Below are 16,775 nucleotides of genomic sequence, written 5' to 3'. Positions count from 1 at the left end.
CAGTTAAGCGTGAATCGGTCACCATGAATGGTGACCCTACGTGAATATCGCCGGGTTTTCGTAGGGTGCGCATTCATGCGCACCTGCATAAACAGGCATTTTTTTGCTTAAGTGAGCGGCATTACACCATTAATGGCGACCCTACAAATGTGGGGTGCGTAGGGGCGCCATTCATGGCGAGCTCCCTTAACCCGTCACCAATACCCTCTTCTTCCGCCGCCGCAGCTTATCCATCATCAAATACACCACCGGCGTGGTATAGAGCGTCAGCAGCTGGCTCATTATCAAACCGCCCGCGATGGTAATACCGAGCGGCTGGCGCAGTTCAGCGCCATCACCGCTGGTTAACACCAGTGGCAAAGCACCAAACAGGGCGGCCAGCGTCGTCATCAGAATCGGGCGGAAGCGCAAGAGACATGCCTGGAAAATGGCGTCGCGCGCCGACAGATTGCCGTTGCGCTCGGCCTCAAGCGCAAAGTCGACCATCATGATGGCGTTTTTCTTCACGATACCGATCAGCAGCAAAATACCGATCAAGGCAATCAGGCTGAACGGCGTGCTGAACAGCTCCAGCGCCAGCAGTGCACCAACGCCCGCCGACGGCAGGGTAGAGAGAATGGTCAGCGGATGCACGTAGCTCTCATACAGGATGCCCAGCACGATATACACCGCAGCAATCGCCGCCAGCATCAGGTAGAGCTGGTTGGATTGCGACTGCTGGAACACCTGCGCAGTACCGGCAAAGCTGCCGCGTACGGTGGAGGGCACGCCAATCGCCGTCACCGCGCGATCAATTGCCTCGGACGCCTGCGACAGCGATACGCCTTCCGGCAGGTTAAACGAGATGGTGGAGGCGGCCGACAAGCCTTCATGGTTCACCGAAAGCGGCGCATTTGCCGGTTGCCACTTAGCAAACCAGCTGAGCGGAATCGCTTTACCGTCGCTATTGATCACGAACATCTGATCCAGCGAGCTGATGTCCTGGGTGTAGCGCGGATCGACTTCCATCACCACTTTGTACTGATTAAGCGGCTGGTAAATGGTGGAAATCTGACGCTGACCAAAGGCGTTATTCAGTAAGGCATTGGCTGCCGAGACATCAATGCCTAGCCGCGCCATGCTTTCGCGATCGTAAGTCAGATTCATTTCGCTGCCGTTATCCTGCTGATCCGAATTGACGTCGGCCAGCTCCGGCAACGCGGCAAAGACCTGGCGTATTTTCGGTTCCCATTCACGTAAATCATTCAGGTTATCGGACAGTAAACTGTACTGATAGCTGGCATTTGATTCGCGGCCGCCGATGCGAATGTCCTGCACCGCGTTAAGATAGAGGTTCGCGCCGGGCTCTTTCGCCAGCTTGATGCGCAGTCGCGCAATCACCTGCTGTGCGCTTTCGCTGCGCTCAGAGAGCGGTTTCAACGAGACAAACATCGAGCCGCTGTTGGTGCGCGATCCGCCGGTAAAGCCGGTGACGTTATCCACCGCCGGATCGGCCTTGATGATATTCATGAAATCCTGCAGCTTACCGCGCATCGCCTGGAACGAAATACTCTGATCCGCCGAAATAAAGCCTTGCAGGCGGCCGGTATCTTGTTCCGGCATAAAGGTTTTCGGGATCGCGATAAACAGCCAGACGGTGAGCGCTACGGTGCCAAGCAGCAGCATTAATACCCAAATGGCGTGATTCAGCACCCAGCCGAGCGATCGCGCGTAGCCGTTTTGTACCTTGAGCAGCAGTTTGCCAAAACCGCGCGTGCGCGGCTGGCTGCGCTTTTCCTGCGGCTTTAGCACGTAGGCGCACATCATCGGCGTCAGCGTGACCGAGATAAACAGCGAGATAAGAATGGCCACCGACAGCGTAATGGCAAATTCAGAGAAGAAGCGGCCGATAATCCCGCCTATCATCAGCAACGGCAGGAACACGGCAATCAGCGACAGGCTCATCGACAGCACGGTAAAACCCACTTCGCGCACGCCGGTTAAGGCTGCCTGCAACGGTTTCATCCCCGCTTCAACGTGGCGCGCAATATTCTCCAGCACCACAATGGCGTCATCCACCACAAAGCCGGTGGCGATAGTCAGCGCCATCAACGACAGGTTATTCAGGCTGAAGCCGCACAGATACATGGCGGCGAAGGTGCCAATCAGCGACACCGGCACCGCAGCGGCGGGGATCAGCGTGGCGCGCCAGTCGCGCAGAAAGGCAAACACCACCAGAATCACCAGCGCCACGGCGATAATCAGCGACTGCTCCACCTCATGCAGCGAGGCGCGAATAGTCGGTGAGCGATCCTGGGCGATTTGCAGATCGATGGCGGCGGGAATAACCTCATGCAACGCCGGCAGCTCGCTGCGAATGCGGTCGACGGTATTGATGATGTTGGCTTCCGGCGATTTCCGCACCACCAGTAACACCGCCGGTTTACCTTGGGTCATACCGGCGTTGCGTACGTCCTGCACCGAATCCTGCACGTTGGCGACATCGCTGAGCCGTACCGCTGCACCGTTGTTGTAGTGCACCACCAGCGGCTGATATTCGCTCGCCGTTTGCAGCTCATCGTTGGTGCGCACTTGCCAGCGCTGCTGCACATCATCAATCGCCCCCTGCGGACGGCGCTGATTGGCATTGCTGATGGCGGTGCGCACCGCATCGAGCGACACGCCCTGGTTGAACAGCGCCTGCGGATTCAGGTCGACGCGCACCGCTGGCAACGAGCTGCCGCCCACCGTGACGTCGCCGACCCCCTCAATCTGCGAGAGCTTCTGCGCCAGCTGCGTTGAGGCGTAATCATACAGCTGACCGGGATTATAAATATCCGAGGTCAGCGTCAGAATCATGATCGGCGCATCGGACGGGTTGGCTTTGCGATAGCTGGGACGGCTCGGCATACCGGTGGGCAACAGGCTTTGTGCCGCGTTGATTGCCGCCTGCACGTCGCGCGCTGCGCCGTTAATGTCGCGATCAAAATCGAAGACCAGAATGATGCGCGTACTGCCGAGCGAGCTGGTCGAGGTCATTTCGCTTACGCCAGCAATGCGGCCGAGCGAACGTTCCAGCGGCGTCGCCACCGAGGCCGCCATGGTTTCCGGTGAAGCGCCGGGCAGGGAGGCGGAGATCAAAATCACCGGGAAATCCAGCTGTGGCAGCGGCGCGACCGGCAGCAGGCGAAAGCCCAGAATACCGGCCAGCGCTATCGCCAGCGTCAGCAGCGTCGTGGCAACGGGACGATGGATAAACAGGGCGAAAAACTTCACGATGCCGCCTCCGAGCGCTTAAAGCGACGGCGCGTAGCGTGGGCGAGACGATCGAACAGCAGATAGATCACCGGCGTGGTGAATAACGTTAATACCTGGCTGACAACCAGGCCGCCAACCATCGCAATCCCCAGCGGACGCCGCAGTTCGGCACCCACGCCAGTACTCAGCATCAGCGGCAGCGCACCGAGCAGTGCCGCCAGGGTGGTCATCAGGATCGGGCGGAAACGCAGTAAGCACGCCTGATAAATTGCCTGGCGCGGCGGCATGCCTTGCTCACGTTCCGCCGCCAGGGCGAAGTCGATCATCATGATGGCGTTTTTCTTCACAATGCCGATGAGCAGGATAATGCCGATGATGGCGATGATATCCAGCTCGTTGCCGCTCAGCATCAGCGCCAGCAGTGCACCCACGCCCGCCGTCGGCAGCGTCGAGAGAATGGTAATCGGATGGATAAAACTCTCATACAGCACGCCAAGCACGATATACATCGCCACCACCGCGGCCACAATCAGCCACACGGTGCTGGACAACGCGGCTTCAAATGCCAGCGTGCTGCCCTGGAACTGCGTCATCATTTCTGCGGGCATGCCGACCCGATCTTCCGCCGCGCTCACCGCTTTCACCGCATCACCCAGCGAATAGCCCTCCGCGACATCAAACGAGAAGGTGGCGGAGGGGAACTGGTCGAGATGATTAATGCTTAACGCCGCGTGACGTTGCTCGATCTGCGCAATGGCGCTCAGCGGTACACTGCCGCCATCGCTGCTGTTGAGCCGAATACCGTCGAGGCTTGCCAGCCCTGGCGTGGCATCGTTGTTCTGCTCCAGCACCACGCGATATTGGTTGGCTTGGGTGTAAATGGTAGAGATCAGCCGCTGGCCAAAGGCGTTGTACAGTGCGTTATCGACGTCGGCCATGCTAATGCCTAGCCGGCTGGCGCTGTCGCGATCGACGCGCACAAAGGCTTCCAGGCCTTGATCCTGCCAGTCGCTACTGACATCACGCAGCTGCGGCAGCGTGTTGAGCTGTTCCAGCAGCTTCGGCACCCAGGTGCTGAGCGAATCCAGCGATCCGGATTGCAAGGTGAACTGGTAAGGCGTGCGGCTGGCCTGAGTGTCAATGGTCAAATCCTGCACCGGCTGCAGCCACAGCGAGACGCCCGGCACCTGCGCTAACGCCTGCTGCAGGCGCTGCTGTACCGCTGGAATACGATCGTCACGTTGGTTGAGCGGTTTGAGGTTGATTTGCAGCCGTGCGCTGTTGAGCGCAGCGTTGGTGCCATCGACGCCGACGAATGACGTCATGCTTTGTACTGCCGGATCTTTCATGATGATCGAGGCAACATCGCGCGTACGTTCAGACATGTTGGCATAAGAGACCGACTGCGGTGCCTGCAACGTGCCCTGAATGATGCTGTTATCCTGCTGCGGGAAGAAGCCCTTGGGGATCACCACCCACAGCAGCACGGTGATCACCAAGGTGCCCAGCGCAACGGAAAGGGTGAGCCACGGATGACGCAGCACGCGCGTTAATCCGCGGCCATAGCTGGCGATCACGCGATCAAACAGCGCTTCGCTCGCCCGGGAGAAACGGTTCTGTTTGCGCAGCGATTCGACGCTCAGCATGCGGGCGCACATCATCGGCGTCAGCGTCAGTGACACCACGGCGGAGATCAAAATCGCGACTGCCAGCGTTACGGCAAATTCACGGAACAGGCGACCAATCACATCGCCCATAAACAGCAGCGGAATCAGCACGGCAATCAGCGAGAAGGTGAGGGAGATAATGGTAAAGCCTATTTCCCCCGCACCTTTAAGCGCCGCGGTGAGCGGTTTTTCGCCTTTTTCGATATAGCGCGAAATGTTCTCAATGACCACGATGGCGTCATCGACCACAAAACCGGTGGCGATGGTCAGCGCCATCAGCGTCAGGTTGTTGATCGAGAAGCCGAGGAAATACATCGCGGCAAAGGTGCCGACCAGCGATAACGGCACGGCGACCGCAGGAATAATGGTCGCCGGCACGTTACGCAGGAACAGATAGATGATCATCACCACCAAACCCATCGCCAGCATCAGCTCGTGCTGCGTATCGCTGACTGAGGCACGGATGTTGGTGGTGCGGTCGGTGAGCAGCTTCACATCCACCGATTTCGGCAGCGTGGCGGTCAACGTTGGCAGCATCGCGCGAATGTTATCGGCGGTGGCGATGATATTGGCGCCCGGCTGGCGCTGCACATTGAGTACGATTGCCTGCTGGCGGTTAGCCCAGGCGCCAAGCCAGCTGTTCTCCGCCCCTTGTTCAATGGTCGCGACATCGCCAAGCCGCACCGGTGCGCCGTTGTTGTAGCTGACGATCAGCTTGCGGTAGTCCTCCGCCGAGGTCATCTGGTCGTTGGCCGACAGCGTAATTGAGCGGGTTGGACCGTCAAGGCTACCTTTCGCCGAGTTCACGTTGGCGTTGGTGATGGCAGTTCGCACGGATTCGCTGGTCAAACCGAGTGCGGCCAGCGCCTGGGTGTTCATTTTCACCCGTACCGCTGGGCGTTGTCCGCCCGAGAGCGTCACTAAACCGACGCCAGACACCTGCGAGATTTTCTGCGCTACGCGGGTTTCCACCATATCCTGCACCTGCGTAAGCGGCATGCTGGTGGTCGTCACCGCTAACGTCATGATCGGCGGATCTGCCGGGTTTACTTTGCTGTAAACCGGCGGATTAGGCAGATCGCTCGGCAGCAGATTGGTAGCGGAGTTGATCGCCGCCTGGACTTCCTGCTCGGCCACATCCAGTGGCAGCGTCAATTGAAACTGTAACGTCACCACCGAAGCTCCGCCTGAACTCTGCGATGCCATCTGTTTCAGGCCGGACATCTGGCCAAACTGGCGTTCCAGCGGGGCGGTGATGGATGAGGTCACCACATCCGGACTGGCGCCAGGATAGAGCGTTACCACCTGAATCGTCGGATAATCCACTTCCGGCAGCGCGGAGACCGGCAGAAAACGGTAGCCGAGTACGCCTGCCAAAAGAATGGCGATCATTAATAGCGTGGTGGCAACCGGGCGCAGAATAAATAGGCGTGATGGGCCGCCGCTGGCGTCTGGAGGCATGACCTGCATTATTGACGCTCTCCACGTGCCGGCTGCGCGGCGCGCGTGCTGTGCGTTGCGGTGCTTTGCGGGGCGACCACTTCTACCGTTGAGCCTTCGGTCAGACGATCGAGGCCGTCGGTCACCACGCGATCGCCCGCTTCAAGTCCGGCGCTAATCACCACTTTCTGGCTATCCTGCAACCCGGCCGTGACGCGTTTTTTGCTCACTTTATTGTCGCTGTTCACTACCCAGACAAAGTGGCCATCGTTACTCATTTGCAGCGCAGCGGTCGGAATCACTACCGCATCTTGCAAGGTGTCGACTTTCAAACGGGCGTTAACAAACTGGTTGGGAAACAGCGTGTCATCTTCGTTGCTGAAGCGCGCTTTAAGCTTGATGGTGCCGGTGGTGGCATCAATCTGGTTATCCAGACTCAACAATGCGCCCGTGGTCAGTAACGTTTTATTGCTGCGATCCCAGGCTTCGACGATGAGCGGCTGGCCGCTTTTCTGCGCCTTGAGAATTTGGCTGATGTTGTTCTCTGCGACGCTGAATACCACGTCGATCGGGTGCGTTTCAGTGATCACCACTAAACCGGTGGTGTCGCCAGAGGTGATGTAGTTGCCGACATCCACCTGTTTCAACCCGACGCGTCCGCCGATTGGCGCAGTAATACGGCTATAGGTGAGATTAAGCTGGGCGCTAGCAACATTGCCTTCATCGGCTTTGATGGTGCCGAGGGTTTCGCTGACCAGCGAGCGCTGCGTATCAAGCTCCTGCTGCGAAACCAGTGACGTTTTCGCCAATTTTTCATAGCGGCTGAGATCGCGACGCGCATTGGCAAGCGTGGCCTGGTCTTTTGCCAGCTGACCCTGCGCCTGCGTTAACGCTACCTGGTAGGGACGGGGATCGATTTCCGCCAGCAGCGCGCCGGCGGCGACCTGTTGACCTTCCTGGAAATGCAGCGCCATCAGCTGCCCATCAACCCGGCTGCGCACCGTCACGGTATTCGCGGCGGTCACCGTGCCAAGGCCGCTCAGATAATAGGGCACGCTTTGGGTGGTGGCCGTGGCTGCCTGCACCGGTGCTAACGGACGACGAGCTGAGCCGCCGCCAGCCCCGCGTCCCCGATGCTGCTGGCCTTCCGCCTGCGCCTGTTTATTTGGCTCTGCTGGATGCTGCCACCAGAAATATCCTCCTGCCAGCACGGCGATAACAGTGATGGCTAGCAAGGTTGTTTTTAGTCGACGATTGCTCAATGTGTGTGCTCTCCAGCGGTTTCGTTTTCCCCAAATGCGAAAACAAAAAAGCCGTTTCGCAAACGAAATGATTGTAGTCGCCCGAATCGGGCAAAATTTGAAGGAAATAAGAATATCGCCCCGGCGAGGCTAAGTATTCATATTCTGTAAATATTCTGGCAGTAATACGCATAAGCGCATCGATTTACTTTGCTAAGCTCAATAACAGGCATGTCTCGTTTGAATAAAGGAGAACAAAATGAGTCAACAAAAACTCCGCCAGCTTGGCGACAGTGGTATTGAGGTTCCCCGTCTTACGTTTGGCGGCAATGTATTTGGCTGGACGGTAGATGAAAAGACCTCATTTTCACTACTGGACGCGCTGGTGGAGAAAGGCTTGTTCTTCATTGATACCGCCGATGTCTATTCGCGCTGGGCACCGGGCAATGAAGGCGGTGAGTCGGAAACGATTATCGGTAAATGGCTGAAGAAAAGCGGCAAGCGCGACCGCATCGTGCTGGCGACCAAAGTGGGCATGGAGTTGTCACCCGAGAAAACCGGGCTGAAGCCCGCCTACATTCGCCAGGCGGTAGAGGATTCGTTGCGTCGTCTGCAAACTGACGTCATCGATCTCTATCAGGCGCACCGCGATGATGACACCACGCCGCTGCTGGATACGCTCAAAGCTTTCGATTCGCTGATCAAAGAGGGCAAAGTGCGCGCTATTGGTGCGTCTAACTACAGCGCCAACCGTCTGCAGGAAGCGTTGGATGTGAGCAAGCAACACGGGCTAGCGCGTTATGAAACTCTGCAGCCGGAGTACAATCTGTACGATCGTCAGGAGTACGAGAGCGGACTGGAGCAGGTGGCGGTGAAAAATGGCCTGGGCGTGATCAACTACTATTCGCTGGCCAGCGGTTTCCTCAGTGGCAAATACAAAAAACCGGAAGACGCCAGCAAAAGTAAGCGCGGGCAGGGCATCGTGGATAAATATCTGAACGAACGCGGTAAGCGTATTATTGAAGCTTTAGAAGATGTTGCTGCCTCACACGATGTTTCGGCAACGCAGGTCGCGTTGGCGTGGCAAATCGCGCGTCCCAGCATTACCGCGCCGATTGTCAGCGCCACGTCGCTGGCGCAACTGGATGAGCTGGTAAAAGCAACTCAGCTTGAGTTGAGTAAGCAAGAAATCGAAGAACTGGCGAGCGCCAGTAAACTGTAATGATTTAGGGGCGTTACGGCGTCCCTTTATTTTCATTTTTTGCCACGCAAAAAATGCCATTCCTGCTAAAAAATTTCCATTCATCGATCGTCGTCACAATTGCGCTAACCCACTGGCAACATTACCCTTACTGCGCACATATTTGCAAAAACTGACATATCCCCAGCACTATCCTCTGTTCGATCCCTTTCAGTCACTCATATAAGAAAAATTATCATGAACAGAAAAGAAGCAGTGCAGCAATTACCTCGCCTGGCAGCGGGAACCTTGATGTTTGCGATGCTGAGTGCCTCAGCGATGGCCGCTGATGCATTCAGTTACGACTCACCCTACATGTTTGGCGATTGGGGCGGATACCGATCACAGCTGGAAAATGACGGCATTAAATTTGACGTCAACTACACCATGGAAAGCGCCTCTAACCTCGGCGGTGGTGCCGATACTAATACCTCCATGCGTTATAGCGATCAGTGGGCGTTTGGCGCGAACTTCGATCTGCAAAAGCTACTTGACTGGCAGGATGCGCAGTTCCAGGTAACGATTACCGATCGTAACGGTCAGAACATCTCCGATCAGGTTGCCGATCGTCGTACCGGTATGCTCTCTTCCACCCAGGAAGTTTACGGACGTGGACAAACCTGGCGCTTAACCCAGTTTTGGTTGAGCAAAGGTTTGTTTGATAACACCGTGAACCTGAAAGGTGGTCGCGTGACCGTCGGTGAAGACTTCGATAACTTTGACAGCAAGTTCCAGAACCTGGCATTTGGTAGCGGCCAGGCCGGTAACTGGCGTGGCGATCGCTGGTTCAACTGGCCTGTTTCCCAGTGGGGCGGCCGTGTGAAAGTGAACTTCACGCCGGAAGTATTCTTCCAGGTAGGCTTCTATAACCAAAACCGCGCGAACTACGATCGCGGCGATGGCTTCCGTCTCGACACCAGTAACTCTGAAGGGAATCTGGTGCCGGTGGAGTTGGGCTGGAAACCGACCTTAGGCGCAGACAAGCTGCCGGGTAATTACCGTATTGGTTATTACTACTCGTCAGCTAACGGCGATAACTACGGCAGCTGGCGTGATGGTGCGTACCAGAGTAAGGATCACGCCTACGGCGGTTACGTGCTGTTGCAACAACAGCTGACCGCGCAAGGCGGCGATGTCAGCCGCGGCCTGGGCGTAACCGTGCAAGCGGTGATGAATGACCACAAAACCTCAAAAACAGACAACTATCAGTCCGTTAGCTTTACCTGGAAAGGGCCGTTCGATGCACGTCCACAGGATGAGATTGGCGTAGGTGCGGCGCGTATTCACGTCAACAGCGCCTATACGCGTTCGCTGCGTGACCAGAACGATGCCAACGGTGAAACCAACTTCGATAGCCCAACCTATCTGCCGATTCAGGATGGCTCGGAGTACAACTATGAGATTTACTACAACGCCCAGCTGACCAAATGGCTGCAGCTGCGCCCGAACCTGCAGTATGTGGTGGCGCCGGGCGCCGTGAGCGAAGTGAAAGATGCGTTTGTTGGTGGGATTAGTGCGAACGTGAATTTCTGATGTTTAATGTGGGTCGCCATCAATGACGACCCTACATCCGATCGTAGGGGCGTCATTTATGCCGCCCAATTAGCTTAACCGAACATCACTTCCGCCCAGCGCGCCAAACCGGCTGTGACCGATCCGAAATCATCGCCACCGGCGATCGGCGTATCGGGAAGCGCCTGCTGTAATGCGGCGCGAATGACTGGAGAACGTGCACTGCCGCCGGTGAGGTAGATCACTTCGGGTTGGGTTTCGCAGGTGGCAAGGGCCAGATGCACCTGTTCAAGGATACGCTCCAGCGGCTGATTAATGGCTTCTTCCAGCTGTGTCGCGCTGATTTGGGCCTGTAACTGGGCGGCGATAAACGCCAGTGAGGCATCGCTTTCGGTGACTTCCGACAGCGCAATTTTGCTCTCCTCAGCCGCGCGCACCAAACGATAGCTCAGCTTCTGCTGCCACACCTTCAGCAGATGCGCCACCTTGTCGCCTTGCTCGGCATCACGAATTAAATCACGCAGCAGCTTGCCGCTGGCGGCGGAGTAGAAATCACTTTGCGCTGGCACATCGTTAATGGCCACCGCGTTCCACCATGGCAACGCAGGTAGCGCGGTCCCTTTCTGGGTGTTGCCTCCCAGACCAAGCAGTGGCATCAGGGTTTTGAACGCGAGCATGATGTCGAGATCGTTACCGCCCACGCGGCAGCCGCTGTGTCCCAGTAAACTTTCCCGACGATCGGTTTTATTGCGCCACTCCGGACCCATCAGCAACATTGAGCAGTCGGTGGTGCCGCCGCCGATATCCACCACCAGCACGCGCGTCTCTTTCTCCAGCGTGGCTTCGAAATCCAGGCCCGCTGCCACCGGTTCAAACTGAAACTCCACATCACGGAAACCCGCACGCTGTGCCGCGCGTAGCAAAATGCCTTGCGCCTGCTGGTTGGCGTCTTCGCCACCTAATCCCTGGAAGTTAATCGGGCGACCAATCACCGCTTGCTCAATCGGGCGATCGAGCTGGGTTTCACCCTGCTGGCGGATGTGCAGCATCATGGCGCACACCAGATCTTCAAAGAAGGCGATTTGCTGCGGTTTCAGGCCGTTGGCGCCGAGGAAGGATTTTGGTGATTTCACAAACCACACTTCTTCGGGATCGACCATATATTGCTGCAAGGCGGTTAAGCCAAACTGCACGCTACCCGGCGTGACATCAATATCTTCTTCGCGGTTAAAGCGCAGCGCACGCTGCAATAATGCCGTGCCTTCACTGTCTGGCGTTGGCACCTGATGATGGCGATGTAGCCATTCACTGATCGCTTCGCGCGTTGGCGCACAAATCATGGAGGGAAGCAGTCGCTGACCATTCTCCAGCGTCAGCAGACGCGGCGTGCCATTATCACTGACTGCAATTGAACAGTTGGCCGTGCCGTAATCGAATCCGATAAACATATTTATCCCCCATGCCGGAAAAAAGGGGGCGACTTTAGCGCAGCCAGCGCGGGCTGGCAATGGGTAGACGTGGCAGATTACATCTGCACTTCCTGATAAACGTGATACTGACCACGGCCGGCATGTTTTGCGCTATAGCAGGCAACATCCGCCTGTGACATCACTACGGTGCTGATGCAATTGTTTTCATCGATTTGCGTAATGCCTGCACTTGCGCCGACGTAATAAGGTGCATCGTGCCATATAAAACGGTGTTCGCTCACCGCCGCAACTATCTGCTGTACCACATCCCGCACCTGATCCACTTCACAGTTCGGTAAGAGCAGGCCAAATTCATCGCCACCTAAGCGCGCCAGCATATCGCTGGAGCGTAGATAATGCGGCATCAGTTCTGCGAGCTCGCGCAGTAGCGCATCACCCGCGGCGTGTCCGGCGGTATCATTGACCGCTTTAAATTTATCGAGATCGATAAACACCAGGACATGCTGGGTGTGGTGGGTCGCGGCATCGTTGACCAGGCGTTTTAGCCGCTGCTCAAAGCTATGACGATTCGGCAGGCGCGTCAGCATGTCGTGTGAAGCGCTGTAGCTCAGGCGCTTCATCACTCTGCGGGATTCGCTGACGTCCTGAATAACCATCACCGCGCCGATGCTGCTACCCGCTAAGGTTTTCAGCGGCGTAATGCTGTAGTGGATCTCCACTAATGCGCCATCCGGCGTGTGCAGCACCAGCTCTTCATCAAGATCGGGTGAGATTTTTTCACCGGGCAGTTGGCACAGCAGCAGATTATCCACGCGCGGCCCGGTTTCGCCGCGGGTAATATTAAGGAGTTCGGTAATCGGCACGCCTGCGGCTTTCTCTTGTGACCAACCGCTGAGCGTTTCTGCCACCGGATTCATAAAGGTAACGCGCATTTCATCATCGGTACTGATGACCGCTTCACCGATAGAATCCAGGGTGATTGCCATGCGCTCTTTTTCCTGGAATAGCGCTTCGTTCAGCGCGCGCAGCGGCGTGATGTCCTGACAGATGCCCAACATGCGTTCAATCTGTCCATCCTGACTCAGAATGCGGTTGGCCTCAGAGCGCACATAGCGCGGGCCTTCGGGCAAATTAATACGGTATTCAATCTGGAAGGCGCTGCGGCGCTCAATGGCCTGCTGAACAATCAGCGCTGCGCTTTCGCGCTCTGCCGGGTCGAGAAGATGCAGCCACAAATCATAGGTTGGCGTTTGATGAGGAGCCAGCGCAAACAGCTCATACATGCGTTTATCCCACAGCATTTCGCCGGTTAGCAAATTCCATTCCCAGACGCCAATGCCGCCGGCTTCGTTCGCCAGCGTGATGCGCTCCATCAGGCGGCGATTTATCTGCTCGCTCTGCTTCAGTTCGGAAATATCGATAATCTGAGCGATGAAATAATGCGGCTGCAGCGCAGCGTCGCGCACCATAGAGACGGTCAGCCGCGCCCAGACGATCTCGCCATCTTTGCGGAAATAGCGCTTCTCCATGGTGTACGTCATGATGTCACCGGCCACCAAGCGTTGCAGCTGCTGCAGATCGCTGTTGAGATCGTCAGGATGCGTAATTTGCTGAAAGGTCAGCTTTTTTAACTCATCCGCCGGGAAGCCCAGCGTCCGGCACAGCGACTGATTAACCTGCTGCCAGCCACCGTTGGGAGAGACCAACGCCATGCCAATGGCCGAATACTCCATGGCATTGCGAAAGCGCGTTTCACTCTCGCTGATATGGCGCTTTTCGCGCTGGAAAGCATCCATCACCAGCGCCATAGCATGACTGGGCAGCAGCACCAACAGGAACGGTAGCCAGGTGCTGACCTGACCCAGCAGCAGGCCATTTTGCGTCAGGTTCACCCAGTTAAAAGCGAGCAGTATCGAGATGAAACTGGCATTCAGGAAGAACAGCAGGAAAGCTTCAAATTTCGGCAGGCGTACCGAACACCAGAACAGGATCACTACGATAAAGGTAAAGGGCCAGGGCAGAAAGCGCAGCGATAAATAGCTTGCCAGCAGGGTGCCGAACAAGGTCAGGCATGTTTCCAGCTGGCGGCCGGGCGTAATCAACTGGCGCAGCGGTTTGTTGGGCCAGAGCAGCAAAACGGGGCCAAAAGCCAGTACGCCAATCACTTCCGAAATAACCCACGTTGAGAAAAAGGGCAGGGAAGCGTGACCTTCGACATGCAACATCCATAACGCCAGCAACCCACCGAGCAGCGGCGCAAGCAGGCCAGCGCATAACGCAAAACGCACCCAGTCCAGCAGCGAATTGAGCGGCGCGCGGCGATCGAGCAGGGCGCGCAGCATCAGGCCACCCAGGATAGCCTGACACATATTTAAGATGGCAAATTTAATGTTGCTGAGGGCGGGGCCAATAATGATGAGACTCGCTAACGCAGTGCCAATCACGCACGCGATAAGCAATAAAGGCACATATTTTAAAGGCGCCCGAAACACAATGACGGTCATCAGCGCGGTGGAGTACCACAGCGGGGAAATACGTCCGCTAATGACAATCAGTTCCAGACAAAACAGTGTCAGCAGAAAGGCCAGCGCGCCAAAAATTAGCGCATGAAGCCAGGTATTTTGCGGTCGATCCTGTGAGGTTAATATTTCGAGGGTCATGCAGGAATCCAGCTGCGCCACATTGGAAAATGCGCCAATCTAATCTCTATTTTTCATGCTAGCACATCTGTTTAAGATATCTGTGGGGAAATCTATTTTACGGCTTATTCCCTGAATTAATTGGCCCTTTGCGCACCAAGGGCCAAACGATTAATGGCGAAAAAGATCGGCGCGGGTGTAAGGTTTTTCCAAACCTGCAAGGTTGGCCGAGAAACGTTCAAGAAACTGTTGTGTGGTTGCTACACGCCCATGACCGAGCAGTAACAGCGGCACCAATAATGCCACGCTGATCTGCGCCAGGCTGAAGCCTTTTAGCGCAGTGTGGCGCTGGCTCAGTAAGAAAGCCGTGCTGAGCATGAAGCCCAACATCAGTCCAGCCAGCACTTCGCTTTTAGAGTGGGCATGAATCACCAGGCGAGATAAACCGACCATCAGCGGGATAAGGTAGCCAATGCCAATAGTGACCACGCGCCAGCGCGGCGACCAGCGCCCGGAGACCAGCCACATCATGACCGGCCACAGCGTGGCAGACATGGCGCTGTGGCCGCTAAAACCGGTAAAGTTGAATCTGGCGCTACCAATGCCAAAGCCAAGGAACATAATTTTCGAGATGCTCACCAGCAGGCCGGCGAGACCAAAGGCTAACACCCAATACCAAACGGTTTGGCGGTTGTCGCTTTTCCAGGGTAAAACGAGTGCGATAATCACCGCGGTGGGGATCAGCAACATGCTGTCGCCAAAATAGGTCAGGGTTTTCCAGCTCATACTTTTCCTTGCGGCTCTTATTCGATAGCCAATACGGTTACAGTATTGGCAGATGAACAGTGTATCGATTAAGCGTCTGGCTGCAAAAGGGGATATTCTGAAAAGCCGCTGGCCCATTTCTCTGGCATCAAACCGGTGAAATACCTATAATTGCCGCCAACTAACCCTCTCATTCGGCCCGTTGCAGCTTCGGCTTAGGCAGGCTCCAGTTATCAGGTCTTAAAAAAGTATGACTGACAAGTCTCATCAGTGCGTGATCGTTGGCATCGCAGGTGCATCCGCATCCGGAAAAAGTCTTATCGCCAGCACGCTCTATCGTGAAATCCGTGACCAGGTCGGTGACGAGCATATCGGTGTGATCCCCGAAGATGCCTACTATAAAGATCAGAGCCACCTCACCATGGAAGAGAGGGTAAAAACCAATTACGACCATCCGAGTGCGATGGATCACGATTTGCTACTGCAGCATCTGCGTGCGATCAAGGCAGGACAGGATATTGAGTTGCCGGTTTACAGCTACGTTGAACACACCCGCACCAGCGATTGCATTCATCTCAAACCCAAGAAAGTGATCATCCTTGAGGGCATTCTGCTGTTAACCGATGCGCGCCTGCGCCAGGAGATGAATTTCTCCATCTTCGTCGATACGCCGCTGGATATTTGCCTGATGCGCCGCATGAAACGCGATGTGAATGAGCGCGGACGTTCGATGGATTCAGTGATGAGTCAGTATCAGAAGACGGTGCGCCCTATGTTCCTGCAATTTATTGAACCTTCTAAGCAGTACGCTGACATCATTGTGCCACGCGGCGGGAAAAACCGTATCGCGATTGATATCCTTAAGGCCAAGATTAATCAGTATCTTTAACGACACGGCGTCCGGATGAGCGTGACGCGCTGTCGTAGCCTTTCGCTACACTTAAATCAGGGAGTACCAGCGATGAGATTATGCGATCGCGATATTGAAGCCTGGCTGGACAACGGAAAGTTGGCGATTGAGCCGCGCCCGCCAGTGGAACGTATTAACGGCGCGACGGTAGATGTCCGTCTTGGCAATCAGTTCCGTACGTTTAGCGGCCACACGGCAGCTTTTATCGATTTGAGTGGTCCGAAGCACGAAGTCAGTGCCGCGCTGGACCGCGTCATGAGCGATGAGATTGTGCTACCGGAAGGCGAAGCCTTTTTCCTGCATCCGGGCGAACTGGCGCTGGCGGTGACGCTGGAATCGGTGACCATTCCAGACGATTTGGTCGGCTGGCTGGATGGACGCTCTTCGCTGGCGCGTCTTGGTCTGATGGTGCACGTGACGGCACACCGCATCGACCCTGGCTGGCAAGGCCGTATCGTGCTGGAATTCTACAACTCGGGCAAACTGCCGCTGGCGCTGCGTCCGGGCATGTTAATTGGTGCTTTGAGCTTTGAGCCATTATCAGGCCCGGCGGCACGCCCGTATAACCGCCGCGAAGATGCGAAATATCGTGGTCAGCAGGGCGCGGATGCCAGCCGCATCGACAAAGACTGACTAAAAAAGGCTTGCCAAAATACGTCGAGGTGCAGCAAGGCGGCAAGCGAGTCAATCTCCG

At 56.1% G+C, this 16,775-nt stretch carries 10 protein-coding genes; 4 read left to right on the top strand and 6 right to left on the bottom strand.

Features of this window, described 5'->3' with window-relative positions; genetic code table 11:
- Positions 1–186 precede the first annotated feature (186 nt).
- The 3 genes from mdtC to ACIP6T_RS08720 are packed head-to-tail and all read right to left on the bottom strand — an operon-like array spanning position 187 to position 7,606.
- A complete protein-coding gene (gene mdtC, locus ACIP6T_RS08730) occupies positions 187–3,255 on the bottom strand; it encodes a multidrug efflux RND transporter permease subunit MdtC (protein ID WP_400456430.1) in 3,069 nt (1,022 codons plus the stop codon).
- Positions 3,252–6,374 carry an MdtB/MuxB family multidrug efflux RND transporter permease subunit gene (locus ACIP6T_RS08725; RefSeq protein ID WP_400456428.1) on the bottom strand — a complete coding sequence of 1,041 codons (3,123 nt, stop codon included), beginning with the start codon at positions 6,372–6,374 and terminating at the stop codon, positions 3,252–3,254. Before ACIP6T_RS08725 ends, mdtC begins: the two co-directional genes overlap by 4 nt.
- Positions 6,374–7,606 carry an MdtA/MuxA family multidrug efflux RND transporter periplasmic adaptor subunit gene (locus ACIP6T_RS08720; RefSeq protein WP_097096699.1) on the bottom strand — a complete coding sequence of 411 codons (1,233 nt, stop codon included), beginning with the start codon at positions 7,604–7,606 and terminating at the stop codon, positions 6,374–6,376. Before ACIP6T_RS08720 ends, ACIP6T_RS08725 begins: the two co-directional genes overlap by 1 nt.
- 238 nt (positions 7,607–7,844) lie before the next feature.
- Between ACIP6T_RS08720 and ACIP6T_RS08715 the strand changes: the two genes are divergently transcribed.
- Together ACIP6T_RS08715 and ACIP6T_RS08710 are read left to right on the top strand one after the other, a co-directional pair.
- Positions 7,845–8,807 (top strand): aldo/keto reductase, encoded by a 963-nt coding sequence (locus tag ACIP6T_RS08715; protein ID WP_097096700.1) that lies wholly within the window; start codon positions 7,845–7,847, stop codon positions 8,805–8,807.
- A gap of 216 nt (positions 8,808–9,023) precedes the next feature.
- Positions 9,024–10,358, top strand: a complete 1,335-nt coding sequence (locus tag ACIP6T_RS08710; RefSeq protein ID WP_345829016.1) for a carbohydrate porin — start codon at positions 9,024–9,026, stop codon at positions 10,356–10,358.
- A gap of 74 nt (positions 10,359–10,432) precedes the next feature.
- Here ACIP6T_RS08710 and yegD read toward each other — a convergent pair whose 3' ends face one another.
- The 3 genes from yegD to ACIP6T_RS08695 form a co-directional block, all read right to left on the bottom strand.
- On the bottom strand, positions 10,433–11,785 hold the full coding sequence (gene yegD, locus ACIP6T_RS08705) for a molecular chaperone (RefSeq protein WP_097096701.1): 1,353 nt from the start codon (positions 11,783–11,785) through the stop codon (positions 10,433–10,435).
- Positions 11,786–11,862: 77 nt separating this feature from the next.
- Positions 11,863–14,427, bottom strand: a complete 2,565-nt coding sequence (locus ACIP6T_RS08700; protein ID WP_345829017.1) for a diguanylate cyclase — start codon at positions 14,425–14,427, stop codon at positions 11,863–11,865.
- A 150-nt stretch (positions 14,428–14,577) separates the two neighbouring features.
- On the bottom strand, positions 14,578–15,192 hold the full coding sequence (locus ACIP6T_RS08695; RefSeq protein ID WP_097096703.1) for a phosphatase PAP2 family protein: 615 nt from the start codon (positions 15,190–15,192) through the stop codon (positions 14,578–14,580).
- A gap of 229 nt (positions 15,193–15,421) precedes the next feature.
- On the opposite strand from ACIP6T_RS08695, the gene udk reads away from it, so the two are divergent.
- Positions 15,422–16,060, top strand: a complete 639-nt coding sequence (udk, locus tag ACIP6T_RS08690; protein WP_007888949.1) for a uridine kinase — start codon at positions 15,422–15,424, stop codon at positions 16,058–16,060.
- A 72-nt stretch (positions 16,061–16,132) separates the two neighbouring features.
- Positions 16,133–16,714 carry a dCTP deaminase gene (gene dcd / locus ACIP6T_RS08685; RefSeq protein ID WP_007888946.1) on the top strand — a complete coding sequence of 194 codons (582 nt, stop codon included), beginning with the start codon at positions 16,133–16,135 and terminating at the stop codon, positions 16,712–16,714.
- Positions 16,715–16,775: the final 61 nt, after the last annotated feature.

The organism is Pantoea sp. NPDC088449, from assembly GCF_044753225.1.
GTDB classification, from domain to species: domain Bacteria; phylum Pseudomonadota; class Gammaproteobacteria; order Enterobacterales; family Enterobacteriaceae; genus Pantoea; species Pantoea floridensis.
This window is presented reverse-complemented; position numbering and strand designations above follow the sequence as displayed.

Excerpts from the sequence above, each read along its gene's own strand:
- ACIP6T_RS08725 (WP_400456428.1), bottom strand. The coding sequence starts at position 6,374 with ATGCAGGTCATGCCTCCAGACGCCAGCGGCGGCCCATCACGCCTATTT.
- ACIP6T_RS08715 (WP_097096700.1), top strand. The coding sequence starts at position 7,845 with ATGAGTCAACAAAAACTCCGCCAGCTTGGCGACAGTGGTATTGAGGTT.
- ACIP6T_RS08710 (WP_345829016.1), top strand. The coding sequence starts at position 9,024 with ATGAACAGAAAAGAAGCAGTGCAGCAATTACCTCGCCTGGCAGCGGGA.
- yegD (WP_097096701.1), bottom strand. The coding sequence starts at position 11,785 with ATGTTTATCGGATTCGATTACGGCACGGCCAACTGTTCAATTGCAGTC.
- ACIP6T_RS08700 (WP_345829017.1), bottom strand. The coding sequence starts at position 14,427 with ATGACCCTCGAAATATTAACCTCACAGGATCGACCGCAAAATACCTGG.
- ACIP6T_RS08695 (WP_097096703.1), bottom strand. The coding sequence starts at position 15,192 with ATGAGCTGGAAAACCCTGACCTATTTTGGCGACAGCATGTTGCTGATC.
- udk (WP_007888949.1), top strand. The coding sequence starts at position 15,422 with ATGACTGACAAGTCTCATCAGTGCGTGATCGTTGGCATCGCAGGTGCA.
- dcd (WP_007888946.1), top strand. The coding sequence starts at position 16,133 with ATGAGATTATGCGATCGCGATATTGAAGCCTGGCTGGACAACGGAAAG.